The 26,903-nt window shown below is 35.1% G+C and carries 16 protein-coding genes; 2 read left to right on the plus strand and 14 right to left on the minus strand.

Annotated elements, in window-relative coordinates; translation table 11 throughout:
* Positions 1-2,280, minus strand: a 2,280-nt coding sequence (gene porU2, locus EGI31_RS12000; RefSeq protein ID WP_255037476.1) for a putative type IX secretion system sortase PorU2, incomplete at its 3' end; no start/stop codon positions are given.
* Between the two features lie 55 nt (positions 2,281-2,335).
* Here porU2 and EGI31_RS12005 point away from each other — a divergent pair.
* Complete coding sequence (locus EGI31_RS12005; protein ID WP_255037477.1) at positions 2,336-2,608, plus strand: PqqD family protein; 273 nt, start codon at positions 2,336-2,338, stop codon at positions 2,606-2,608.
* A gap of 63 nt (positions 2,609-2,671) precedes the next feature.
* On the opposite strand, the gene EGI31_RS12010 is transcribed toward EGI31_RS12005, so the two are convergent.
* The 6 genes from EGI31_RS12010 to EGI31_RS12035 all read right to left on the minus strand — a co-directional run bounded on the left by EGI31_RS12010 (position 2,672) and on the right by EGI31_RS12035 (position 12,084).
* Positions 2,672-3,685, minus strand: coding sequence for a T9SS type A sorting domain-containing protein (locus EGI31_RS12010; protein ID WP_255037478.1), 1,014 nt, complete (start codon positions 3,683-3,685; stop codon positions 2,672-2,674).
* Positions 3,686-3,693: 8 nt separating this feature from the next.
* On the minus strand, positions 3,694-4,854 hold the full coding sequence (locus tag EGI31_RS12015; RefSeq protein ID WP_255037479.1) for a hypothetical protein: 1,161 nt from the start codon (positions 4,852-4,854) through the stop codon (positions 3,694-3,696).
* A 35-nt stretch (positions 4,855-4,889) separates the two neighbouring features.
* Positions 4,890-4,991 (minus strand): lasso RiPP family leader peptide-containing protein, encoded by a 102-nt coding sequence (locus EGI31_RS12020; protein ID WP_255037480.1) that lies wholly within the window; start codon positions 4,989-4,991, stop codon positions 4,890-4,892.
* 173 nt (positions 4,992-5,164) lie between these two features.
* Positions 5,165-5,512, minus strand: a complete 348-nt coding sequence (locus EGI31_RS12025; protein WP_255037481.1) for a T9SS type B sorting domain-containing protein — start codon at positions 5,510-5,512, stop codon at positions 5,165-5,167.
* A gap of 114 nt (positions 5,513-5,626) precedes the next feature.
* Complete coding sequence (locus tag EGI31_RS12030) at positions 5,627-7,234, minus strand: hypothetical protein (protein ID WP_255037482.1); 1,608 nt, start codon at positions 7,232-7,234, stop codon at positions 5,627-5,629.
* Positions 7,231-12,084, minus strand: a complete 4,854-nt coding sequence (locus tag EGI31_RS12035) for a T9SS type B sorting domain-containing protein (protein ID WP_255037483.1) — start codon at positions 12,082-12,084, stop codon at positions 7,231-7,233. The genes EGI31_RS12030 and EGI31_RS12035 overlap by 4 nt, the downstream gene beginning before the upstream one ends.
* Positions 12,085-12,945: 861 nt before the next feature.
* On the opposite strand from EGI31_RS12035, the gene EGI31_RS12040 reads away from it, so the two are divergent.
* Positions 12,946-15,369 carry a S8 family serine peptidase gene (locus EGI31_RS12040; RefSeq protein ID WP_255037484.1) on the plus strand — a complete coding sequence of 808 codons (2,424 nt, stop codon included), beginning with the start codon at positions 12,946-12,948 and terminating at the stop codon, positions 15,367-15,369.
* 533 nt (positions 15,370-15,902) lie between these two features.
* Here EGI31_RS12040 and EGI31_RS12045 read toward each other — a convergent pair.
* From EGI31_RS12045 to EGI31_RS12075, 7 genes are all read right to left on the minus strand, one after another.
* Entirely contained in the window at positions 15,903-16,997 is a 1,095-nt protein-coding gene (locus EGI31_RS12045; protein WP_255037485.1) for a glycoside hydrolase family protein, read from the minus strand.
* Positions 16,998-17,642: 645 nt separating this feature from the next.
* Complete coding sequence (locus EGI31_RS12050) at positions 17,643-18,359, minus strand: tetratricopeptide repeat protein (protein ID WP_255037486.1); 717 nt, start codon at positions 18,357-18,359, stop codon at positions 17,643-17,645.
* Between the two features lie 25 nt (positions 18,360-18,384).
* Positions 18,385-20,757, minus strand: coding sequence for a glycoside hydrolase 5 family protein (locus EGI31_RS12055; protein WP_255037487.1), 2,373 nt, complete (start codon positions 20,755-20,757; stop codon positions 18,385-18,387).
* A gap of 944 nt (positions 20,758-21,701) precedes the next feature.
* A complete protein-coding gene (locus EGI31_RS12060; protein WP_255037488.1) occupies positions 21,702-21,986 on the minus strand; it encodes an IS110 family transposase in 285 nt (94 codons plus the stop codon).
* A 475-nt stretch (positions 21,987-22,461) separates the two neighbouring features.
* On the minus strand, positions 22,462-24,543 hold the full coding sequence (locus EGI31_RS12065; protein ID WP_255037489.1) for a DUF1501 domain-containing protein: 2,082 nt from the start codon (positions 24,541-24,543) through the stop codon (positions 22,462-22,464).
* A gap of 12 nt (positions 24,544-24,555) precedes the next feature.
* On the minus strand, positions 24,556-26,193 hold the full coding sequence (locus tag EGI31_RS12070; RefSeq protein WP_255037490.1) for a DUF1800 family protein: 1,638 nt from the start codon (positions 26,191-26,193) through the stop codon (positions 24,556-24,558).
* A gap of 126 nt (positions 26,194-26,319) precedes the next feature.
* The coding region (locus EGI31_RS12075; protein ID WP_255037491.1) for a hypothetical protein at positions 26,320-26,903 on the minus strand (584 nt) is incomplete at its 5' end.

The following is a 26,903-nucleotide window of genomic DNA, read 5'->3' on the forward strand; positions in this document are numbered from 1 at the left end:
ACTTTTGTATTTACCTAGGTTGATTAGGTTGATAAAAAGTTTACTTGTGGCTTCGTTAAAACTGGCGGTTAGAATTTTTAAATCTGGTTTGTCATAACCAAATATTTTGAGTGCAGGATCTCCAAAAAGAAGGGTCTGGTGAATGTGTAAAATATCATATTCTGATTTGTAGGATAATTTTGAGTAGTCTTCCGCCACTAATTTAAGTGCTTCTCCAACAGTTGGTTCAACTGTAGATTGAAAGATTTTATCATAAAAAACTTTCGCATGATTGATTAAAGAAGTAGGATAACCAAAATAAGATTGGCCAATCGTGGCTATTGCACCTTTTTTGGCACTAAAAAGCCAGTCATATGAAAGAGTAGGAATTTCCCTGAAATAGTTATTAAAAGCACAACCATTAAAATATAATACAGGATATCTGGTATTATTATAACCTAAAATAGGGTCGGAAACGAAGCCGATATTTAAATCAACAAGTTGATACGCTGAATGGCCAAAGAAGCTAATCAAGGAGACCCCATCATTTAGGTTCTTAACAATGTTTGCCGGTTCTTTAGGGTCTAAAATTTGCTTGTTTTTTGAAGTTATGTTTAAACCATAATCGCTATAATCCGCAATATTTTTCAAATCTTTCATGTAGTTTGTCCAAGTATTAATTTGTGAAAAACTATCCCCCCCACTTAAATGAACAACGCTCTTTTGGGAGATATCAGGGCTCGCATTTTCATGCTGTTGTACTTTTTCAAGATAAATTAAAACTTCCTCATTCGACAAAGCAGGTATTCTACCGGTAGCTATTCCGGGTACATCTTGATCAGTGATTATTCCAGAGCTTAAGAGCAAGTCTGAGGCGGGGTAACCAAAGCTGGGTACCAGGTCGTTAATTTTATTCACGCCAGTGTATGCACTGAATGCTTTTCCAATCAGAAGAAGAAAGGAAGGTTGGCTGTTTTGAAATTTGTATTTGAGGTAGTTTTTAATTGCTGAGGGATTTTGAATACCAAAATTGAATATTTCATAAAGATCTTCTATAAAAACTGTTTCTACAGAAAAATTTCCGCCCAAAGCAGATTGACGAAAATTGGCATAGGATTCAGCTCCAGCTTTAATCTTTTTTGAGGTAATAATCAGATAGTTTGCTTTGTTATTGAACTTAACGGATTGAAAGTCCGAAATAGATATGTTTAAAGGTGTCAGATACTTCGAAAAATAGTAATAGGTACTCTTTGCGAATAAAGGACTAATTTCGTAAGATTGACTGTCTATAAACGTCGCTTCGGTAATGTTTGCTGGGTCAGAAACATTCCAAATTCTGGTACCTTGGGGGGCATTTTTTTGGAGTTTTATAATTCCCTGGTCTAAGCCATTAAGTGTGTAGTATCCATTGTCATCATTTACAGCACAAAATTTGTTATAGGAGGTTTTAATATAATTTAGTGAATATGAACCGCCTTCTCCATAAACAGATAGTTTTAAGTTCCCTGAAGATGCATTTATAGCCTGGTTGAATTTAACAATTTTAGACTGAAATTCGCTCAGATTTAAGGTAATTTCAGAATTTTCGAATACTACTTTTAATTTCTTGTTAAAGTTGTTGTCTCTTCCATTTAACTGAACTTCAATTTGTACTTCAGAATTAGAGGCCTCTGTGAAAGGTAAAGGGTAATTATAAGTTTCTTTTTCTTTGAGGATAGGGCCTGTAAATCCTTCCCCATTTTCAAAGTAAGATTGTTGCAAATATGGTACAGGCCCAGTTACGGAATTGAACGAGTAATTGGAATTGAATACCTCTATGTTATTAAACTCAAAGTCAGTTAATATCCGAAGTTTGGCGTTAGCTTTTTCTAGAGCTACCTCTTTTCGGACGACTTGTTTATCATTTATAGTGAGAAAATAGGCTGAAACATCCGTATACAAGCTGGAATAAACGTTTGGCTGTTGCGTTTCCGGACGGTAAAAAACAGACTCATTCTTTCCATCATTTTTTTCTCCATAGAAGTATATGTAATCATCTTTTACCGGAAACGCACCTTTTGAGGTAATATCGAAGGAGATTGATTTCCCATTGTGAAATAATTCCAACTGATTAACCTTAGCTGTGAAAATCTCTGGTAAAACTTTACCTACTTCTTCCATACGAATTTTATAAACACCTGTAGAATTTACACTTATTTTTAAGTATTTCTGTTGGGAATTAATCCAATCCATTTCAGATATCTGAGCTAAGGCTGTAATTGTGCTGAAAATGAAAATATGAAGCAACAGGTATTTTTTCATATTGATGTTTGTTTTTAAATCCAATGAAAAGAAGTATTTTTAATAAAAAATTACTATGTCAAAAAAATATTCGTTAAGTACAAATCAAATTTCAGCCTCTGAGTCAAAACATAAGATAATTTTGGATTTTGACAAAGGAAATTATTATTCTTTGAATATGGTTGGTGCATTTATTTGGGATGAATTAAAGGAACAATCCTTGTCTCTGGAAGAAATTATCCATAAAGTAGTTGAAACATTCGATATAACTGTAAAGGAATGCGAAAACGATCTACATGTGCTTTTAGAAGATTTACAAAAGGAAAAACTTTTAATTGTTTCTGAATAATGGATAATCAAAAAAAGGATTCACGTACTCGTGAATCCTTTTTTTTAGCAGATTACCGCTTTATTATTGAAGTATAATTTTTCTTCTAATTACTCTATCGTTACCAACGAATTGTAAGAAATATGTACCAGCGGCATAAGAATCTGGCACCTTTATTTCATATTTTTCCCCCAAATTTCTTACTTCAACGCGATACTTAACCCCTTCATTGGAAAGAAGTGAAATTTCTTCGAACTTCTCCGTATTTTTCAGGTTGAAAATTCTGTTTGGCGAAGGATTTGGATAAATAGTTGTTGAACCGAATTCACCTCTGTTTTCAATAGAAATTATTTTTGACAATTTATATGAGCCGTCTAAATCTACCATTTTTAGTTGGTAATAATTAAGACCCTCGTTAAAATTCTTATCTAGAAACTTGAATTTCCCATCTTTCTTGCCTCCCGGAACTGTACCAATTTCCCAAAATTCACTTAGATTGGTACTTTTCCTAACGCTAAAATGGCTAAAGCCTGATTCGTCTTTGATTTTCCAATCTAATAGATTGCCATTTGAGAATTCATCAACTGTAAATGAAGTTAATGTTACAGGAGCTGCTGCATCTCTGACGTTAATGGTGGTGGCAGAATTATCATTGGAAGGATCCTCACCAACAGGTGGAATGCCATTCCATGCGATAGTTGCACCTACTGTACCTGCTTCTCCAAGCGTATGAGCTGTAAATCCTAATTCTGCGACAATACAAGTTCCAGGAGCTACAGTTACAGCATTATTAAGTCTAATGTTGAAACCATCGTTTGATACTATTGTAAATCCACCAACAGGATTAACGGATTTTAATGTCACTGATCCAACAATTGCATCAGGAAAAGAAATTAATGGCCTTGCTTTATTGACTGCGAGATTGGTAGTGCCACCACTGACATTGCAAAGGTCTAGTGTAATAACACCTCTGTCTTCCCCAACTTTCACGGTTGGGGTCACATTTACTATGTTAAGTTGCATATCTTGTGCACTTAAATCAATTGTCGTAAGTAATGCTATTGAGATTGAACTTACCAAGTAGAAACTCTTATTCATAATGTTAATTAATTTGCTGTTATTGATGTTCTTCTAGTGTTGTTGAAAGTATCCGAATCGCCACCTGTACTGTCTAATATGGTTACTGCAAGATTTTGAGATGTTCCCTTTGCGATAGATGATTTTCTTTGGGCTCGAAAGCCAATCACACTTTGTCCGTTGGCTGGTATAATAACACCTGCTTTTAAGGTAGCAGTAATGAAAAGAGATGTTTCCGAAAATGTCCAATCCGAATTGTTATTATTCGTTCCTCCAAAAACTTGTGATAGACTATTTGTGGTTGGATACGTTAGAGTGAAGGCACTAGGTTTAGTCATACGAAATTGCAATGAACTAGTATTTGTTCCTCCAAGTGCTTCGTAAATATTTACAACAAAATCTCTACCAAAGCCTGCAGCATTAAAAGTTAACGCATCTATATCAATTGTTGGGGTGTAATCTACTGGACTAGAAGAAATTTTACCAATGGCCAGAGCAGTAATACCACTAACGACAACACCAGACAATGTGCTATTTTCGGTATTTCCTGAAGCACCTGATGATGAAAGATTGACCCAGTTGGTGCCGTCCCATCCAACCAATCTTAAGTCAGCAGCGGTGCCAAATGCAGTTAAGTTTGGAATACTAACAGTAACCGTAAGGCCAGTTGCATCGCTTGTTGCATCGTACCAATCCCATTGGCCGATAGAGCTTACTGATTGTAAGCCCGCACCAACGCTGGTAGTAGGGTGTAAACCTGAATTGGGGGCTGTGGGGTCATTGGTTGAACTGGGATTGCCTAGAATCCAAGCCACAGCAATTTGTGATGTAGCGGTTCTTGTACCACTTATGCTCAATGCTCGATAGTCACTTCCTGTACCTACAGGAAAGTTGAAGGTTTGATTCGTGGCATTGGCGTAGTGCTTGACATATCCGTTAACGTTAGCAGCGTCGCCGGGGTTTGTGTATCCTGCTGTACCTACTGCAGAGTAATAACCCGGGGATGCTCCCCTGTAAGTAACCCAATTGTTAGAAGATGGTGTTGCTAGATCAATAGTACCGAAATTACTAAGCTCAGAACCTGATTCTACATAAACGTTTCCCTGAGCATATAAAAGGGGCGGTATTGCGACAGTGAGTGAAAGACCAATTAAAGTCAAGTAAAATTTTTGTAAATATTTTAATTGCATAACAATGTGTTTTATGTAAAAGGATTGAATATAAATTAAACAAAACCTTGTTCACCGAAGTCTGTTGTCGAACCTGTTTTGAGCGTTATTTTTTTGACGTCACCTAGTCTTTTTAACTTTGGGGTTTCGTATTTCATTTTTTTTGTTTTTTTAATCATTTGTTTTAAATATTTTACGTTATTGACTGGTTCTCTACTTAAGATGCAAAAAAATATCCTTCATGGTAAAGACTATCTATGCAGCAAGGGATTTGGTGTATATGTTGCCATTTTGGGTGTATAAAGTGTAATTAATTTAGGGATAATTTGATTTAGTTATTAATTATATAAATATTTCCTTTATAAATTTTAGTGGTGTGGTTGGTTAAGGTTATGGCGATTTGATATGGATAAGTTCCTTTAGGCACGTTTATTCCGTTAGATTTCCCGTCCCATTTAGATTCTATTTCATTTAAGCATGTTATTTCATTTCCAAAACGATCAAAAATTTTCATCTCGAAAGACTGTATCTTACTTTTTAAGGTTCTTATTTCTAGTAAGTCATTTATGCCATCATTGTTTGGGGTAAATATTGTTGGTACAAATAGCTTGAATGGGATGTTTAAATCTACGCTATTTGATGCTACTGACGGATAATCGTTATTAGTTGATTCGGCCACAATTTTTAGCTTTCCATCAGAAGAGAATTTGTCTAAATCGAGTATGGTGGCAGATTTTTCTTTTGGAAAAGTATCGATCGTGTTTTCTGTGCCATCGGCTAGGAAAATGAGTTGCTATGCCGAAGGCGTACTAATTCCAAATGGCGTATCCTGAGTCCAATTTATTTCAACTAGATTGTTGAAACTTAGAAAAATTGAATTGACAGGTTCGGAGTATTTTGAAACTCTATCGCATTTGTCTTTGTAGGCGATTTTATAGGTTTCTTGTTTTACGGGTGTAGTTTTATCAGTAAAAAAAGCGTTTTTAACAGAGGAGCTATCTAGTATTTTATATGCATTATCTTGATGTTTTAGTAAGTACCATTTGTTTTGCTCTATTGGCCATAGAGCTAAGTTTTCTCTGTAATAAATTTGATTTAGGAAGTCGGTAGTTACCCAGTAGGTGGTAGGAGCTGGCGGTACTACTAACTGTGGGTCAAAACTTACTTTATTGGAAATACTCAATCCTTTAAACTTGGTAAAATTGGTGGTACCAGTGATTTCTTGCCATACTTGATAGGTGTATTTTGTGAAACAATCAAGAGGGCCATGCATGTAAGAGTTTGTTGTTAACTCAACTTCTCCTATTTGATTAGGACTATTGGGTTTGTTGATTATAAGCTTTTGCTTAAGCAACATGGTAGCTTGAGCTGCCGTACCTAAGGGGGGTACTGTTCTGCCCTTTAGTGTTTTTTGATAGGCTATCCATGAGATGTCATTCTTTGCGTTTTGTGGGTCAAATTTTGTAGAAATTATGGGAATGGTGCACACTTCTGCAGATTCTACATTTTGGCCGCCGCAGGTGGTATTTCTTTTTACAAAAAAGCAATAAGATTTGGTAGAGTCAGGGATATCAAATGTATAAATACCTGGTAAAATACCTGTTTTTATTGATGTAGCAGATTGGTATTGGTCTTTTTCGTACCTATACAAGTTAAATTGAGGGTCAGGTACAAAGGGTCCGTTGTAATCAATTTTTACTTTCTTTAGTGTTATTAGTTCTACCTTTGAAATTTGTGGTGTAAATGGTAGTTCAACATTGGGATTTGTACGTGGAATATTTTGAAAACCGTAATTGAGCGAGCAGTTTTTGTTGGGATTGGTATATCTTCCAGTGATTTTATAGTTCTGCGGCAGATTGAAGTTTTTTTGAACGGAGAATGGCAGTTCAGCTTTAGAAACAAAAATAGGGGGCTGCCCAGAGCCAAACTCCAAGACATAGGAGTCAAAGTCGTTTATGGGGTTAAGTGGAATACTAATTTCTATCGTTGATTGACACACTGAATAACTGTATAGCGGTGTATTGTTGGGTCTGACAATTATGTTTTTACAGGCTACGGTTGTGTTGCCATTTCGTTTGCCAAGTTGAAGAACGGTATAGCTTTTAGGATTGGCTAAAGCCGGAAAAACATGGCTGGTTTGATTTTGGGCAATACCTAAAGCGTCTTCGAGACTTTGGCCTTGGTAGTCAAAGACATATTTCAGATCTGAGGCACCTGATTTGTCTGTTACTCCGAAGGAAGCCGATTGGCATATTTGATTTGTATTGGTTTCGAAATTTCCTTTTAATAAGTCTGTTCTATCACAAAGCCCTTGGGCTGACAGTGAAAAATTAAGAAAGCACAAAATATAGAGTAGGCTAATGACTAAACGATACATATTTACAGGAAGCTTTAATTTCATTTTTTGATTGTAATGAAGCCTAGTATTGGCTTATATGAATTTTTAATATATATGGCATAATAATAGGTTCCCTCTGGAACTGAGCTGTTCGTATCTCTATTTTTACCGCTCCAAGAAAACGTTTCTGTATTTTGCGGGATATTGCTGGTTTCATGAATTTTAGTACCGTACCTGTTGTAAACAACGAATTTATCAATAGCCACATTCTTTAATATTTTAACCCTAAACTCGTCATTGACGCCATCATCGTTTGGCGAAAACCCACCTGGAACACTTATCAATGTTTCTGCTGGGAAAGTTGAAGGGTTTATGTAAAAGGTAGTGGTATCTTGAAGCCAAGACAAAGTAATTGGGCCGTTGTTGGATATATCAAAATAGGTATTGTCTGATGAATCTTTGACTGATGCACGAACTTGGTTATGGTATGGCCCTAGGAATGAATTGAAGTTAAATGTTAAGCCAAAAATAAGCGTATCCTGAGTGCTGGGTTTGATTGTTGAGGTGGGTAGCGTAAGGTAGGTGTCTGATGAACCATTAAAATTAGGGTTAGTTTTTATGTAGCTTTGGGCAGACACTAATGGTTTTTCGGAAATGTAAAAAGCCAAGCCTTTGGGTAAGAATTCGATCAAAGAATCGGTTATAATGAGATTTGTTAGAGTGGAATTTGTTTGGTTTTTCAGGAGTACCATATATCGCACCTTAAAAGTATTATATGCCAGTAGTGTAGTATCAATCACACTCAGAGAAACAGCAATGGGGTTGAGCTTGGGTTCTTTAAGATTGATTAAGGTGGGGGTATTGTTGTCAGAAGTTTTTCCATTATTATCGGGGTCTGGATTTTGGCCATCTGTAGAGATATCGAATGTATTGGGGTCATTTGCGATTTCAATACGTGCTGAGTTATAAAAAATGTTTTTCAACGAATCTTCTAAGAATAGTTTGAAACCCAGTTTAATAGTTAGGGTATCGTTGGGATTTATATAACTTAAAGAATCAATTAACAGGTTTGTATTGGGAGGGAAACCCGAATAATTTGGATTTAATACGATTTTAGAATTGTTTTCAGTTGATATTAAAATGTCTTTAACACTTACCGATGATCCGAATATTTTTGATAAATCGTCGGATAGTTGAAGGTTTTTTAAGCTTTTGGGGCTGTTATTGGTTATTTTAAAGTTAAAAGATAAATCGAAAAGCCTCTCTCCTACCCTATATAGGTAAATCAATTCTTTACTTAGCCCAAGTGGACTATTGTTGCCGTAAGGATTAATAACCACGGTGCTTTCATTGTTTTCTGAGTTGGCATCTGTTTGGTCAAGCGTTATAAGTGCAGCAGTATTTCTAATTAGGCCAGTACCTATGGTTTTCACCTCGTATAATACTACAACGGAGTCCTCTATTTTTAAGAAGGGAATGCTTATGAAAATTAGACCATTTTTAAACTTGGCGTTGCTACTCAAGGCTATGAGTTCTATATTTTGTGGTAAGAAGTCAACAACTTGGACGTTAGTGGCCATGGTCTTTCTTGTGTTTTTTATTACTATTCTATAAAAAACGTTGCTGTTGATATCTGCAACCGAAACATTTGCCGATTTCCTTACCTGTATATCTACTGTATCTGTTTTGGTTATTGAGGAGCAGTCTGATATTCCTACAGCTATGGCAGATGGGGCGGACAAGCAGCCGTCCGTAGATTTTTTAAAAATGTAATAAATGCCACTTACTGCTATTTTGGTTGGGTCTGATATCGTTTCAGCAGTCTTTAAAGAATCATTTTTAAATAGAAAGATTGAACTGATCGATTGGGAATCGATGGATACTGCGTTATTAAGATTTACGAATTGTACCGGACAAGTATTTTTTAGAGATTGGGAAACTGTGGGTTTGGAAACTTTTTCAAGCACCCAAATTTTTAGACTATCTGCCACTTGACTTTCACATTGTAAAGCATCTGAAACACACTTTGCAGTGTAGTTCTGAATACCACTTTTGATGGTTTTCTCTTTTAACGTTTCACCTGTTGAGCCATTTGACCATTGCACTTTGCCGGTGCAGCCATCTGCTCGTAGCTGGATAGTATCTCCCTGGCAAACTTGACTTTTAAGTGCACTGATTTTTGGTGCATTTTTACTGAACACTCCAATTAGAAGTGTGTCTGATGAGGCACTTTCGCAGTTGTTGTCTTTACAATAAGCAAAATATTTTGTCGCCGATGTAGGGGCAACCGTAATTTCTGGCCCTTTTTGATCATTGGACCATATTACCTCCTGCAAGCAGTTTTTAGCTGTTATTTTAACGGGTTCTCCAGCACAAGTAGTTGTTTTTGTTGCGGAAAGGATAGGTATAGTAGGATCACTTACTGCGATTGTTACCAAGTTAGAGACATCAAGTTTGTCGGCTTTTTTGCATTTTGCAAAATAGGAAGTGGTTTTTGAAGGTTTTGTAATGATAGATTTTCCTACAATGCCAGTTGACCACAGTACGGTATCACCTGTACAACCGTTCGCAAGTAATGTAACAAGTTCGCCTTGGCAAATTTGTAGTTTGGATGCTGAAATTATGGGTGAAAAGGGTGGTTTTTCGGTCTTAATTTCAACCGTGTCTGAAGAGCTACTTTTTCCACAGGCAGTTTCACAAAAAGCAAAGTATTTGCCAGGACCCACCTTGATTGTGGGGGTTTTCTCTTGGGTTGACCATACCACGTTTCCCGTGTTACAATCACTGGCCGTCAATATCACTTTTTGACCGTCTTTTACGAAGAATGAATCGGGCTTAATAATGGGGGCCACGGGTGTTGGTGTGGTCTGAATTGTTATAGTGATACTGGCCTGTGTGTTGCCACAAGGAGCTTCACAAAGGGCGGTGTAGGTTCCTGATTTATTAACTGTAATGATAGCGGTTTTTTCGCCCGTATTCCAAATTATATTGCCTGTGCAAAAGTTTGTTGTCAGCTTGATGAATTCGCCTTTACAATCCACTGATTTCGAAATGTCTATGAAAGGAATAGGTGCATCAGCGATCTCTGAGATTTTGATTTGGTTGGAGGGTGGGCTTATACCGCAAGTGTTTTTACATCTTGCAGTATAGGTGCCCTCTCCAACATTTATAAGGTTCAAGTTAATTACATTATTTGACCAAACTATGCTGGCCGAGTCCTGACAAATAGAGGCTAATAGGTTTGCTTTTTCGAAGGAACAAATCAATTGTTTGTCTGTGGTAATTTCGGGTGGTAGAAGAACCGAGTCAGGTGCTATTTTTTGGTTTATTAAAATAGCTCGGCAGCCTTTTTTATCTTTTACAATGACATTATACGATCCTGCATTTAGGTCTTTGAATATTGCATTTGACTGAAAAGGGCTATTGTTAATTCTAAATGTAAAGGGTGCTTCCCCCATAATGTTAGTGACCTCCAATTTTCCTTTGGTTAAGTTTTTGCAACTTTCGTTAGTTACTTGAACTTGAAAAGTTGCAGGGGGGATAACTAACATTTTGAAGTTACAGCCTTTGGTTTTTTGTTGTGTACTGTCTTGGCTTATTTTGCGAGCCCAATAGGTGTATGTGCCTGGACTTTTTATGGTATATGTTTGGGCTTGTTGGCCGATTATTATGGTGTCGTTTTTGTACCATTGGATGTCTTTAAAGCCATTGGGTACTGAAATTAATTGGGAGATGACCGCATCTGGACAAACTTTAAAGGTAGAATCGGCACAGAGGTTCGGGCAGATGGTACTAGTGGTATACAATTTGGTACAACCCTTGCTGTCTTTTACTTCAAAACTAAATGTGCCGTTGGGCTTGGTGAATTGGTTGGCTATTTTAAATCCCGATCCATCATTGTATTGGTAAGGTGGAATTCCGCCTGAAGCATTTAAGCTGATTAGAGCTGTAGTTGAAGAATCGCAGACAACACTACTGGTTACCGTGATATCGTTTGAAACGGACTCTAAATAAAATGTTTTTTTCAGGATGCAAGATTTTGCATCTTTAATATAAATGTTGTGTTTACCAGATAAAAGGTTACCAAACAAATTCTCAGAGCTAAAGGTCAGGCTGTCTTTACTCAACACAATGGGTTCAAACCCTTTGGTATTCGTAAATTTAATGGAGCCATTGGCCAAACCACAGCTGGGCTGAGCGACTTGGGTTTCTACTTCTATGGGTTTTATTGTACTTATTTTTAATGTGTCTGACGGAGCATAGGTACAAGATTGCCCTGATTGAGTAAAAGTTGCCTTGAAGTTATAGCTACCCTCTTTTTGAACGGATAATTGTTTTGTGTTTGCACCATTAATAATTTGGCCGTTTTTAAACCAGGAATAAGTAATAAAACCTGAAATTGCAGATAACTGCAGCGTTAAATTATTGGCCGGACAATTGGTTACATTTCCTCCAATCGTTATAAATGTCATATCGTCTTCGCATGGGTTTTGGTTATTGGGTGTGCTGTCTAGGTCTTCTTCGGACACTTGGGTAATTTCGGCTTGATTGTAGGAAAAACTGGTATTTGCAGAGAGCACACCAATTATAGTAAGTGTGTGCTCCGATTCATTGCTTGCCATGGTGCCTATTTCCCATAAAATAGTATTTGCTGTCAATGAATGTTGACCTTTAGACACTGCTATATTTTGGACTTGAAAATTGGCAGGCAGTATATCTTTGATCATTATGTTGTTGGCTAAAGTGCCTCTTTGGTTCTTTATTTTTATGATAAATGATGTTCGCCCATTAGAAAGACTGGAATAGCTACTCTGCAACGCCAAGTCTATTTTTATTCCGTTTGCTGAACGAAAAGCTTTTGCTTGGGCGACAGTTACGTTAAAAATCAAGAGAAGCAAAATGTAGCGTTTCAAAAACACAAGCATTTTCTAAAAATTTATTATTTGGCAATCAATTTACAGGCATACTTCACATTTTAATTACTCTAAAGTACAACGTTAATAGAGCTAAAAGATGGCCAAGTATGGTTAAATGACTGAGAATTTGGTTATGACCTGCTAATAATAGTAGATGAAATTCTATACGAGACTTGCAAGGGAATGGTAACTTCTTCGTGATGGATGATAATTTCAATTCTCTAAATCGAAAGCTCTAAATGATATAGGAAATTGATTTTTAGTTGTTCTCGAACATAATAACACTGGTTAAAATGACCAGGTATAAGTATAAACCGAGCACTATATCCAGAATATTAGTTTGACAATAGTTTTATGCAACGGGAATTTTTGAATATTTTACTCTTCCATTTTTACAGAATTTTTTCTTATTTAGGTTGATGTGCATAGGTCATTTCTCCGTTTTTTCTCTTTGTTGTAATTTTATAGTTTGTGTTTCTTACACCAATGACCATTAGTCATTAGAGACAAATATTTTAAAGTACAGACATATAATTTGTGCTTCTGAATATTTACTTTGGTTAATTAAGGTAATGTTCTCCTATTTCATACTAGGCTTTGTGCCGTATTCTTCCTTAAATAAACTGGATATTTACCATCGGTAACTCATTTGTCTTTTGCGATAAAATTTGCTTCCAATATTTTTAGTGACATGAAAGCTCATATACCCGTTAAAGGAACAAATTCAATCGTAAACTAAATGATTACAAGCTTTTATCAGATATAAATAGTGTAAAACTTCTTATTAAGCCTATAAAATTAATTATATTTGTTTGGTACAAAACTTACATAACTGATTTTTATAATCTTCTAAAGATTATGGAATATTACAATTGTTTCAACAAAATTTTTAAAATGCAGTATTTCAATTTTGTTTTTTTTTTTATTTCACTAACAAATTTAGATTCGATTAACAATCATCAAAATTTAGTAGTAACTGAAGAAGGAGAGATAAATCAAGTTAACTTCTCTTACAATAGCATTGCTCTTCTAAAAGATAGGTTTCCTCAGTTCGCAGGTAATGGAATTATAATTTGTCAAAAAGAACATAATGCCGACCCATTAGATGTAGATCTTTTCAACAAAATTTTACCCTCTGGCAAAGCCTCTTTTCAAAGTTCTCTGCATGCCACCTCAGTGGCAAGTATTATACTCGGTGCCGGTAATTCGATGCCACAAAACAAGGGAATTGCCTCCCAGGGTAAAATAATTCCAGTAGCTTTCAGTAGTTTTTTTCCTGAAAATGATAAATTTTATATTGAAAATAAAATATCCATTATCAATCATTCCTATGGAAGTGAAATTGACAATCGATATAGTCCAGAGGCCTATGAATATGATGGTCTAGTAAACAGAATTCCTTATATAGTAAATGTTTTTTCTTCTGGTAATAATGGATTATTAGCATCTCCTAATGGGATTTACAAGGGACTTTCTTCTTTTGCAAATATTTCAGGTAACTATAAAATGTCTAAAAATACTATTTCAGTTGGCTCATTTTCAGAAAGCGATACTATGGTTCAAAGCAGTTCTAATGGCCCTACTTTTGACGGAAGAATCAAACCGGAAATCGTAACATATAGTAATGGTGGGACCTCCTTTTCAGCCGCAACAATTACAGGTGTTGTAGCTACCCTTCAGGAAGCATTCAAAAATTATAATAACTTACTCCCTGCATGCTCACTTATTAAAGCACTTTTAATTGGAACCTCAGATGATATTTCAACAGAAGGCCCGGATTTTAAATCAGGATATGGCTCTCTAAATGCTTATGAAGCAATGACAGCTCTACAGAATAAAACATATTTTGAAGGCCGTATTAATCATTTAGATATAAAAGAATTTAAAATAGACATTCCCCCTAATGTAAAGAGAGTAAAATTTACTTTGGTATGGACAGATCCTGCCGGCAGAATTGGTAATCCGAAAGCTTTGGTCAATGACTTAGACTTTGAAATAGGAAATACTTACTCAATGTGGTTACCATGGGTTCTTTCAGCCTATCCGAATATCGATTCCTTAAAAAAAGCCGCAGTTCGCAAAATTGATAGCATCAACAATGTAGAAATGATAAGTTTTGATAATCCATTGAGCGGTTCATATACAGTTAAGGTAAAAGGTTCTAATATTTCCAACAATAATCAGTTATTTCATATAGTTTACCAGTTTGTGTACGATAATTTTCTGGCTTGGGAATATCCTGTAAGCAATTGTTATCTTCAAGCCAATGAATACAATACGCTTCGTTGGAAAAATACATTGATTGACGAAAGGGCCAAATTGTACTATTCGAGAGATAATGGGATTTCTTGGGATTTAATCACTGACGATCTTATCCCAAAAAAAGGACAATTTACTTGGCAAACTCCTAATGTTTATGGTTCAACTATGTTGAAAATTAGTACCAAAAATCAGGATTATTTAAGTAATTCATTTGGTGTAGTTAATCCACTGAGTTTGAATATAGAACAAAATTGTGAGGATTCGTTAAAATTGAACTGGAATCCTGCATCAAGTAACCAACCAGTTAAATATATTGTTCAAAAGCTTGATAAAATTACTGAAGAATGGAAAGAAATAAGCAATACAGCAAAAACAGAGGTAACTGTGAAGGATATAAAAACTGATGATTGGCTGTCAGTAACCCCAGTGATAACTTCGAATTGGGCAGGTCTCAGAAGCAACGCCGTTAGTCCCTCTCAATCATCTGATAATTGTTATTACAATAGTTTTGAAGTGTACAGCACTGATAAAAATACAATAGAATTGAATATACAGCTTAGTCAAACAGTAAATGTTGTGAAAATTATATTTGAAAAAAGTATTAATGGTGCCTTTCAGACTATTTCGGAACAGGAGATAATCACAGATCAAATCGCTTACTTTACGCAAGATAATAAATTTAGTTTAGGCCAAAACTCTTACCGGGTAATCGTCGTATTTGCCAATGGGAAAAAAATAACCACCTTCATAAATACCTTATTTATTTTTAATGATTCGGATGATATTGTTGTTTACCCTAATCCGATTTCTCCCAATCAGGATTTGAACATTAATTTTAAATATTTTGGTGAATATCTGGTGGATATATTTACTTTAGATGGGAAAAATGTTTTTCGCCAGGCATTTAATAGGCTTGAAAATAAGATTGCATTAATAAATTTACAATCAGGTAGTTATTTGATAAAAATTAAGAATAGTGAAAAGAATTTGGAGGTCACAAAAAAACTAATCCTTAGATAATGCTAAGTAAATAATGGAAGATATTTAAATGATATTCTTAAAATAGACATTTATTTCGATATTAACTTCGAAAATTATCTTTTCTCTTCTTAGGATTTTATACTCTAGTTGGTGTTTTTTTGTTATTTTTAAATTACTCAAGAATTAGTCTATATAAATGAATGCCTATTTTTTTAACTTAGTTACTGACAGAAGTAACATCCATAGTTTCAACTCAAGAATACTATTAAGATCTACCTGAAAAGATAGTCCCATATTAAAGTGAATTAAAATATACCAACAAGGAAGTCTTCTTACTAGAATTTAACTTGATGATAATATTTCGGAACTTAATAGAGATCCTCATCGAAAAACTAAAGTTCTATTCTTACCACATACTTTGCAAACTGAATCGAAAAATAAACATCTCTGCTAAGTGGTAAAGTAGACCATCGTAAAGAAAAAATAGAGGCTGTCTTTAATAAACAGCCTCTTCTCTATTCAATCCAAGTATAGTTTCTATCGTTAAAAGTATGTTTTATAAATAACGGAATTTATTTAGGTAATTTATCAATCATAGTCTTCATATAGCTTGAAGCTTGATAGGGCGAATTATCACCATTGATTTTAAAATTACCGTAGGACCATATTTTCCCTGGCTCGTTTTGTACCTTCACCATATTCATACCTTTTCCACTTAAAGCTTGCCCATCTTCGGGTTTACCTGTGCCATCTCCACACCAAGCCCACGCAAAAATTGGCCAAGATTTAATTCTGGCATAATCTACCATTTTGGACCAATCAGCACTTCCACCACCTTTAGAATAACTACCAAACTCCCCTAAAATACAAGGTAAGCCTGTCTGTGCCATTATTGCTAAATCATTTGTGTTCATCGGCCCTGGTTTGTTATCTGGACGATTCTGCACACCACAGGCGGGATAAATATGAGCCGAAAGTATTAATTTATTTCGATAGTTGGCTTTTATCATGGGTATTGCTTGCTTAAGAGTATAGGTTTCTTGACCATAACCTGGTGCATCAATAATTACCTTTTTGTTGTAGTTCCCCGTTCCACCATCTCTGGGATGTACTGGAGCATCATATACGTCATCTAAGGCAGAATTTACTTGGTCCGCAAAATTTTTTGCTGAAATGTCATGAGACCCCCACTCATTAATAAGATTAATTATAAATGGTGCAGTGCCATTACTTGATAATTTAGCATAATTTTCTTTCCAAAATCGTCCCGCATTCTGAATGTCCCTATTGGTGCTGTTGTCTCCTAATTTGTTAGGATGATAAGTAGCAATAATTTGATATCCATACCCACTCGCCTCCTTTATTAAGCGAGCGGCATTATTTACTTGAGTTGCCATTCCCCCACCTGCTTCAGGATTAATCTCAATTCTTACGGCATTGATCTCATCAAATGATTTCATGTAATTCCAACCTGCATTTACATCACCATTGTTGGTAAAGGAAGGTTGTAAGTTAACTCCACTGGCGTTTGTAAAATTTGATTCTTCTGTTGCACCTACTTTATCTTCGCCAGGTGTAATTGACTCGTTACAGCTTAATAACATTAAACAAATCGATGTTACAATACTAATCCCACCAATGCGGGCATTTTTCAATTTGGTAATCATAATTTAATAGATTTTTGGTTAATTCTTTTATTTTTGAAGCTTTACTTAAAGCTTTGATACAAAGTAAAGAATTATTTTGGAGCAACTACCAACACATTTTTATCCATAAATAGCACAATAAAATCTTGATATCTGTCAACAAACGATTTGAAGAGGCAATGATTCTAAATATACTATTTGAACGACTAATTTTAAAAAATTCATTTCTAAATCTATTGCTCAGGTATCAATTATTAATTTGGATTTCCTGATTTTCATCTGAGCGAAACTACACCCATATAACTCAAAAAATATTGAATAATGGGTAATAAAGGAGCCTTTTTAAATTATATAGAACCAGACTGTGATGATAAAATATTTTTTGTGATGGTTTTAAAATGCTTGATTATTGTTATGTTAAGCTTCTTATAAACCACCCAAACTATTAAGTCCAACCGTTGCATAGTTAGACTTTTCAGAAATTGACGAATATAATTCTTGGTCAAATTATATTTGTCGCATTACTTTCATTATTTTGTCTCTTTGCATGAGGAAATATCTTGTACCCAATCGGAGAAAATATGTGTGGAAGCGTTTTATAAGCCTACTTTTGGTGTTGATAAATGGGTTTAATATCCATGATTAATTACATTCCCTTTTGCAAATCTATTTAGATTCCGATTTTTCTAATTCTACCTTTATTGCATTGAAGTTTTGTTTTGCTAATTCAAAGTCTGGACTTATTTTAAGGGCCTCATCAAATGCTACCTTTGCAGATTCCTTATCATTAAGTTCGTAAGCAATAAGTCCTTTCATGTTAAAAATTGCTGCATTAAGTGGGACCCTTTGGGTTTGATTTTTATCTAAATTGAATTGTAATTCAAAATCTTTCAAATCTTTACAAGTCTGTGTCTGAGTTATGGTTGATAAGCCTTCTGATAACCGCTTAATACTAAATTGTAATGTCGCCAATTGATAGCCATGATATTTATTTTTAGACAATGTAAATAATTTTTCAAATGCTGTTATTGCTTCTTTCGTGACATTGAGCTGTTGTAAACTCAAAGCGTTGAGTTCCAATAGCACTAAATCTGTGGGCTTTTTTTCTAGCAGCTCTTTAGCTATTAAATGACAACTTAGTGGTTTATTCATTTTATAAAAATAAAGAGCTAGCGTATCTTTATAAGTACTGTTCCTGCCTTCCAAGGCAATAATTTCTTGTAAGGCACTAATTGCTGTTGTGCCATCTTCATAAACTTTTGCCTGTTTATAAATTGCCAAGGGAGTTTTAATGAGATCAATGTTATTTTTAGGTTTTACTTGGGCTGAAGCCATCAAACTAATTAATAAAAAAAATGCCGTCTGGGTTCTTTCAAAAATCATGATTATATATGTTTAATTTGGAAAATTAATGTAATGGCAACCATTCCGTTCCGTTATGTCCTTCAAATGTTTTTGAAATTGGATTAAAGCGAATACTTCCTTTTTTAGAAGGAATAGGAACAGGTGCATCATAAGCTGCATCAGAAGTTGGTTTACTGCTTACCCTTTTGAATGCTGCTCCGCCTGTTCCATCTAGGTTTGAAACTTGCTTAAATTCATAATACTGTTGACCATTAACTGTACCCGTTCCATTTTGCTCCATTTTCTCGTTTGCATAATAGGTACCTAAGCCATCGGAACGTAAGTTTTCATTTAAGGTTAATCTACTCTTTTTTTTCTTTAGCCATAACAGAGGACTTACATAATTTGCTCCAGATGAGGTAGCAAAAGTATTGCTGGCATTACTAAGATTTGTTAGAGAAAGAGGATCTATAAACCAGCGTATATTTACCCAACCATTAGTTTTGGTAGCAGAAGTTACTTTTGTATTAAAAAAATCTTTTGATGCAAATATGCCTTCTTGGTTTTGCGTTTTAAAAAAATAACTATTGGAACAATTTAAACTACTTGCTGTAACTTCTACTGTAAAATTATTAGTGTTAGCTCCAAGGCCAGATGGAATATGTTCAATCCCAAATATTATTTGATTATTGGCAGGGTTTTGGTAGTATGTCCACCCGTTTTCAGTCGTTCCAGTAGTAAGTATGGTATTCAATGTAAATGCAGTATAATTATTAGTATTATTCACAAATATAGAATCTTCCCCTACATTACCTGAATTGTCAAAAGCAATTGCCTTTATTTGATTACTACCCAATTTTGAAAAAAGACATGGTTCAACATTGAATTGAAAAGGCCAACTTGCTTTTTCTCCGATTTTTACATCATTTATATATAATTCAACTTTGTTAATATTTAAATTATTATCCATAGCAAGCACATTAACCAATTGTGGTGTAGATGCATTTACATTAATATTAGTTAATGGCCAAGTAATTAATGCTTTGGGGCTAAGTATATCAGGATTAGACAAAGTAGCATCACCATTACCAAAGCCTTGGTTTACCTGCATAAACTTCATAGAAAATTCAGGGTTTAAAGAAGATTCCACACCATAACCTGATAATGTATAGGTGTCAAACGTATAGTAAGACCAAATCCAATGTGCACTGAAAGGGATAGTATTAGCTTCAATAGCATTTAGAACACTTTGACCAAATATACAATTCGGACTTGTGGTGGCAGTTGTTTCACCATATTCACCAATGTATAATAGCTTTTTCATAGAGTCGGTGTAATTCTTAGTAATACTCAGTACAGAAGTACTATCTGTGTATCCAAACCGTTTTTCGTCATCTGGATAAAAGTGAATACTTACAATATCACAATATTTATTTTGTTCATTAAGTATAATAGAATATTCCGTTGGGGTATCTAATATCCAGGCGTTATTAAACCTTAAATTATATGCATAAGGTCTTGGCATTCCGTTTCCATTTGATATCATGTGGTACGGATCGTTAGCTCTAATTACCTCACAAGAACGTTTAAAAAACGCATTCATTTGATTGGTGGTTAAATAGTCTGGATTAAAATCTGTTGCCAGACTCAATTCATTGGTAATCTCATAAAATAAAATAGTAGATCGGTTTTTATATCTATTGACAAACTCTGCCAAAAACTGGTAGTAGGCATTACGGGCAGGTGTATTATCATTTTTAACAAAATCATAACCACTTACATTATAATATGAGGGAATGGCATCGAGATTAAACAATAAAGATGGAATAAGTTTTAGGTTTCTTTCATCCAAATCATCCATCATTCTATCTACTGATTCCCAAAACATTGCCCTAGTGCTCGTATTTATCCAATAATGAGGTATATCGCCCCAAAATATTGGAGACCTTATGTAACTACAATTTACTTGTTTCAATCCATCTAATTGAAACTTTAACATTTTTCTATACAGATTAGTCTTATTTACATCCCAACCAAATAAATCGTCGAAGTAATATTGCCACATAAAAAAATTAAACCCAGTGCCAATAGTGACAGGAGGAATACCATTGACTTCAATAGTATCTAAAATTGTGGTAATATTTGCTGCGTTGTTACTGGTTGCATTATAGAGTATAAATTTATAATTTGAGCCATTGGCTATTGCATTATAGGTATATGTCCGATTAATTCCCGTATATAATCTGGTTGGTGTCCCTCCATTAATACTTAACCAAACTTGTGCAAATGAAATACCTGTGGTAGTTGTGGTTAATATGATACTACTAGTGGATCCAGAAGGTACTGGTACTGCATACATTGACGATACTAGTTCGCCTGTTTGAGCAGCAACTTTTATGCTACACATGGTAATTAAAATAATAAAAAATGTTTTCATAAAAAAATTTGTTGGTAAAAACACTCCGCATTTCATTTGGATATTATTTAAAATAATGTAAATCAATAATTTAAAAAATTTATTTGGTATGTTTAAGAGATTAAATTTTCATGTACGTGCTTTCTCTATATTTTGATTTTTGAGGTCATTTCAAGATTTGCTACATCGGATTGTGCTTAAACAATGGCCTCATTCTTTTGGAATGGACTCAACCAATTTCATAATCTAGCTAAATGTTCAGTAAAAATACAGGCTCAATTGTTTTGAGTTTGAGTTTTTTGATTCTCAAACATTTGCATTAAATCTTCTTTTGATATTGGAAGAGCCTGTATTTTGTTTAAGTAATTGCAAATACTTTTTTTTGCTTTTTCTAACTTTGTATTTAAATCTGGCTCTTTATAATTTTCATTGTTCTTTAGAATATGTTAATTTGCCATTATTATTCAATGTTCTTTCACCACTCACTGGAGCTTTTTTCTTTTCCCTTCAGGCTATTAGTCCCTGGTATTTTCTTTTTAAATACTCAACTTCGGTTTTAGTAAGCCCATCCGCATTCTACCAGAAAATTTTGAAGATTTATGTTAACTTTTGCGGCTTTTTTTTCTCGATTATAATTGTTTCCAAGACTCATCCCAGACCAGCCGTCTTGATGATATTCGTTGGGAACGACGTTCACATCGACTCCTATATTACTTATAATTCCTATGGCACTTTGCTTGCCTACTTGGGGAATATTTTGGCGGTTCTAGAGATGAACAATATAAAATTTTGTCATCTCATCTATATGTAAGTCTATATCAACTAACAATTCTTCTTTTTTGGTAATGCTCTTTTTTATGATCTTTAACATTTGGCTGTGCTGGGGTGTTAAATACCCTTTTAAAACTAAACCAAGCTCTATTTTCTGGCTTTCATCTTTCCATGATAAAAAGACATAAGAGGTTCTACATCACTCTTTCTTCAATTAAGGTATCTATTATCCGATTTCCAGCAACTCCGTCAAAGTTGCTTAATACACTACTAAGCTTTATATTAGCACCTTCTAATACTTTAATAATTCCATTCTTTTCACAGGCGATTTCTTCAATTATCTTTTTTCGAAATCGAGCAAAGTGTCGAAAATCTCTGGCCTCAACTTTTGGAATGAAACTGCCTTTTAGTGAACAACTCAAAAGCAATTTACTCAGCCAAACACTCTCTTTTTTATCCGACTTAGTGGTCTGGTACATTTTTGACACGACGAGCATTTACTAAGGTTTTCTCAAAATTCTCTGCAATTATTAAACATAGGCTTGCAGTAAACACCAGTAATTTCCATTGCTATATGGCTTTCTTAATCGCTTTTGCACCAATCTCTTAAACATTTCAAAGAACTTATGATGGAATTAAATTTATGAGTTTAATAATCTTCATTCCTTTTCCTAATAGTGACTACTATGATGTCATTATCAATATCAATACAGCAGCCAACTTTAATGATCCGATCGAATTTTATCGCTTCCATTTTATCCCTTGTTTTTGGAAGCGAATGTATTCATTTTCCGTTTGTCTGACCTTTAAGGCTTATGGGGATTTCATATATAAAAGTTTGAACCGTTTTAAAAAAACTATAAATGTTTGACTTCTTATAAATCAAGAACTACTAATGTCAGCCCTAAATTTCGATAATGAGAATTTAATAAAAGTATTTAAAATATGTAATTTCTAATGTAGTGGCGACCATTCAAAACCATTATAGCCCTCGAATGTATTTGTTAAAGTGTTAAATCTTACTCTTCCTTTATTTGAGGTTATTGGTGCTGGTATATTATAATTGCTATCATTTGAAGGCTTACTGCTTGCTCTAATAAAAGCTCCACCACCCGTACCATCAATCTTAGTTACTGAATCAAACTGAATGTATTTTCTTTGATTTAGTATACCCGTTTCTGAAATTTGCATACTATTTACGGCATAATATAGTCCCAGACCATCTGTTCTAAAGTTTTCAGGAAGTGTAAGTTTTGTCTTAGTTTTTTTCAAATACAAAATTGGACTAAGAAAACTTGAGCCATTAGCCGATTGGAAGGTAGCAGCTGCACTACTTAGGTCATTTAGCAATTGATCTTCAATAAACCAACGAATATTTACAAAGCCATTGGGTTTAAGGGTTGAAATAATTGAAAAGTTAAAGTATTTTCCCGCTGCTAACATGGCTTCGGAACCTTGCGATTTAATATAATGTTTGTATTGATGGGTTGTACAGAGAATTTCTGTAATATCGATATTGACATCAAAGGGATTCGTATTGGCTCCTATGCCGGATGGGAACTTTTCAATACCAAACACATATTGATCTATGCTATTGGGAAAAGAATAATAGCTCCAACCAGCAATTTCAGCTACAAGATTGGCTTTAATAACTGAAGATGGGCTTGTTGCACAATCGATACCAGAAGTTGCAAGACAATCAGGATAGGCATTTTGCGAGGTAGAAACTAAATTTAATTTTTGAGATTGGAATGTTTCCAATTCTGCTGCTTGTATAGAACTATTGGCAGCCCCAAGCCAATCTTGCAATAACGTTGTGTAAACTCTTCTGTAGTCATATTGCATCTCTGTTTCAAAAAATCTACCATCCGTGCCTCCATGTACATTATTTAAGTTAGGCGGAGTACCAACAACACCAGGACTTACATGCTTGCCAATAACAAAGAGTGGTGCAATATTACCATGGTCGGTACCTAAGCCACCATTTTCTCTTGCCTTTCGACCAAACTCGGAAAAGGTAACTGTCATTACCCTTTCATCCAGACCCAATGCTGCTAAATCAGTCATAAAAGAACTCATGGAGGATGAAAGCATTTGAAGTAGGTTAGCATGTGTACCCATGTGGGTAGCACCGCCAACAACTTGTGATCCATGGGTGTCAAATCCAGCCAGTGTAACTTGAAAAATTTTGGTTTTACTGCCACCTTTAATCATTCTGGCAATCGTTTTTAGTTGACGTGCTAAATCGGAATTAGGATAGGTGGTTGTGGAATTAGAACCATTTTTGAACACTGTCTCGACTCTGTTAAAATACTTGTCCATTCCGCTTTCTACGAAACGAATGTAATTTAGGGCATCGTTGTATTCCGAATATTGAGGCGAGGCAATCCTTAATTGATTATACAGTGTACCTTCCAAAGGACTCATATTGTATTCACTTGTACCTTGATCATGTATGAAACCAATGGCAGGGTTAATGCTTCCGAAATGTAAGGCCAAGGGGTCTTGCATAAATGGTTGGGGATTGCCGCTTAGATTTGGGTAAATACTATTTAAATATTTACCTATAAAGCCATATTTAGCTTGGCTTACGGTAGTTCCGTCTTTCCCACAGGACATTATTATTTCAGAAGTAAAATGGGATTGGTTGGTATCTTGGTACCCTATATTTTGCACAATGTTGAGTTTGCCACTATCATAGAGGCTTTTAAATCCTATCATTGAAGGGTGTAGTCCAAGTTGATTGGCGGCGGCTAACGTTCCGTCCAAATTTATAAGGGCCCCAGTGCCAGCTAGATTTAATTTTATTGTTGGCCTTAGTGAGGCATAGGTATCATATTGAGCTACTGGGACTAGGGTGTTTAGGCCATCGTTGGCACCAGCTAAACGTATAATAACCAAAACCCTATCGGAAACCTGTGTACAATTGGGTGCTGGGGCTAGCCAATCTAAATATTCTGAGGCCAATCCGTCGGTATTAATTCCTAAACCTATTGTTGCACCTGAGCTTAACTTTAAAAAATTTCTTCGTTTCATGAAAATTGAAGTTTACAGTAATTGATATTCTGGTGATTTAACAAGCGTCCTGATGAATCTATCTAATGCAATTCTCACAGAAGTACTATCATTGGTAGCTAGATAATTGTTCCATTCGTTTTGCCAGTTAATAGCAGATAGGTTTCCTAAAAGGGCTTGGGAAAAATAGATGTACCTTACTCCTGTGGGTATTTCAACAAGGCATAGTTCGAAAAATTCATTTAACAGTACATTGGCGTTTGCAGGACTGCTAAAATTACCAGAGTTCCGAACATAGTGCACCGTATCGAAAACGATTATTGGGGTATTAGGAATAGATATACCTTTAATTAAATCATCAATAAACAATGAGTACCTATAACGCAAATTGGATGAGTTTATCCAAAGTTTATCATAATTTGGAGACTCGGTTATAGGTGGGTAACCAGCCACATTGGTGGGTTGAAAAATATTTTGACCAGCCAAAGACGCTCTATACCAAAGAAAATAGAAATAAAATTGGAGAAAACCTAATGTGTTGGTCTGTTGATTTGGTCCGGTTATGTTAAATTGACTGTATAGTGTTAAAACAAGTTCTAGGGGTGATTTGATTTTAGCTCCAATTATCTCATCCCCTACCAATGAGTCATCCTCATCGTAAAAATGCCTACTTTTTAAAAGCAATTTTATGGTAGATTGAATGTTATAATCGTTTGTATATAAATGATCTGCCAGAGGGGTGATTATGTCATTTTCTATTTCAGAGGTAATGTTTCTGCTTACAAAGTATCTGTAAATTCGTCTGGCATAGCTTTTTGCAGTAGCGGGTTGGTTGAACACCATGTTTATAAATGCATCAAGTTCGGTGTCCATGCTGGCAGCACTAGTGGCCCCATTTATGGTTTGATTATTAAATTTTGCAGAAAACGTTTTATTTCCAGTATCATGATTGGCAAAGACCTTTTTGCCTAAAGGGATTTTGCTCTCTGAGTCTAAGTAGGATAGCCTTTCACTCTCTAGAATATTTGTAAAGCCTGTTAATACTCTTGCAGCTTGCTGAACATCCTGTTCAGTATAATTGGTGTAGCTTCCAGGGCCATCTTGTGGTCCTTTAAGGATGGTAAATAGCTCCAAAAATTCTCTGGCGTAATTTTCGTTTGGTGCACCTGCGGTATTGAGCCTATTATCTAAATAAAAGTGCATTACATTTAATCGAGACATTTTTTTTGCGAGGGTTTTTATGCTTCCTGATGCATAAAACTCTAATAGGCTCATGTAATCAAAGGTGAAGTCTTGGTATCGTTCGTTTTGATTATTTGTAACAAAAATGGTGTGTAAAAATTCTATTATTTTTGAATGTATGGTATTTGAATTTTGAGCTCTGTGAAACCACCAAGCATATACCATATAATATCTATCATAATCGTCCATTGATGTAGGGGCAACACTAGGAGACAAAAAAGTAGGAATATATTTTTGTGAGGTGTCGGTGGCCAGAGGCTCAGGCACAGCATAGTTAGGTGTACTAAACAGTGCATCGAGGGCTTGAGTCGGGGTATAGTTTGAAAATTGACTGACGTTTGTTTTGTTGGGAGCATAAGTAGCCCTTCTTAACAAATGCAATGCATTATCAAAACCTAGAAGACTATTTTTTTCTGTCAAAGAAGCCATAATTCAAAATACTTATATGTCATTAATAATTAAAACGCCAACGGACAGTGAGGAGTTATAAAAAAGGATGTTTACTAGTATTAAGTAAACATCCTATTTAGTAATACCTATTGTCTTGGAGACAAATTAAAGGGTAATCCAAGAACTACCGTTGTAACCTTCAAAGGTACTGGTGGCGGTATTGAAACGTATCATACCTGCAGTGGGTACTGCGGTTCCTCCATCATCGCCTATTTTAATGGCTCCACCTACCTCCAACTTAACTGTCGGCGAAGTAGTACCTATACCAACATTTCCAGCACCATCAATTTTCATAGCTGGTATAGTGAAATTTAATCCATTTTGTGTATGGAAATCAATCCCAAAATAGCCAGATATAGCTACTTGATTAGTTGCATTTAAACCGATGCCATAAGCAGGCACACCCGGTACAACTGTTCCACCGTACTGTATTAGTGCCAGTTTTGGACCATAGATTCCAACATTACTTTGAATAAAGTCATTGCTTGTAACACTACCCTCTAAGTATGATGGAAGCTTAGATCTGCTATAGATGGCATAAGCATTGTTGGTACTACCGCCAGAGGCTGTGATAAGGCTATCTATAAATATACCATACGCTTCGTGTGGGTTGGCGGCATCTGCACCTGTAGCTTGTACAAAACCAACACCAAAGCCAACAGATTTTTTAACAATACCGCTAATATTTC

This window comes from Lacihabitans soyangensis (genome assembly GCF_024343775.1).
Classification (GTDB): Bacteria; Bacteroidota; Bacteroidia; order Cytophagales; family Spirosomataceae; genus Leadbetterella; species Leadbetterella soyangensis.

Bases quoted from the DNA above. Each gene is read 5' to 3' on its own strand.
- EGI31_RS12005 (WP_255037477.1), top strand. From the start codon at position 2,336: ATGTCAAAAAAATATTCGTTAAGTACAAATCAAATTTCAGCCTCTGAG.
- EGI31_RS12010 (WP_255037478.1), bottom strand. From the start codon at position 3,685: ATGAATAAGAGTTTCTACTTGGTAAGTTCAATCTCAATAGCATTACTT.
- EGI31_RS12015 (WP_255037479.1), bottom strand. From the start codon at position 4,854: ATGCAATTAAAATATTTACAAAAATTTTACTTGACTTTAATTGGTCTT.
- EGI31_RS12020 (WP_255037480.1), bottom strand. From the start codon at position 4,991: ATGAAATACGAAACCCCAAAGTTAAAAAGACTAGGTGACGTCAAAAAA.
- EGI31_RS12030 (WP_255037482.1), bottom strand. From the start codon at position 7,234: ATGAAATTAAAGCTTCCTGTAAATATGTATCGTTTAGTCATTAGCCTA.
- EGI31_RS12040 (WP_255037484.1), top strand. From the start codon at position 12,946: ATGGAATATTACAATTGTTTCAACAAAATTTTTAAAATGCAGTATTTC.
- EGI31_RS12045 (WP_255037485.1), bottom strand. From the start codon at position 16,997: ATGATTACCAAATTGAAAAATGCCCGCATTGGTGGGATTAGTATTGTA.
- EGI31_RS12050 (WP_255037486.1), bottom strand. From the start codon at position 18,359: ATGATTTTTGAAAGAACCCAGACGGCATTTTTTTTATTAATTAGTTTG.
- EGI31_RS12055 (WP_255037487.1), bottom strand. From the start codon at position 20,757: ATGAAAACATTTTTTATTATTTTAATTACCATGTGTAGCATAAAAGTT.
- EGI31_RS12060 (WP_255037488.1), bottom strand. From the start codon at position 21,986: ATGTACCAGACCACTAAGTCGGATAAAAAAGAGAGTGTTTGGCTGAGT.
- EGI31_RS12065 (WP_255037489.1), bottom strand. From the start codon at position 24,543: ATGAAACGAAGAAATTTTTTAAAGTTAAGCTCAGGTGCAACAATAGGT.
- EGI31_RS12070 (WP_255037490.1), bottom strand. From the start codon at position 26,193: ATGGCTTCTTTGACAGAAAAAAATAGTCTTCTAGGTTTTGATAATGCA.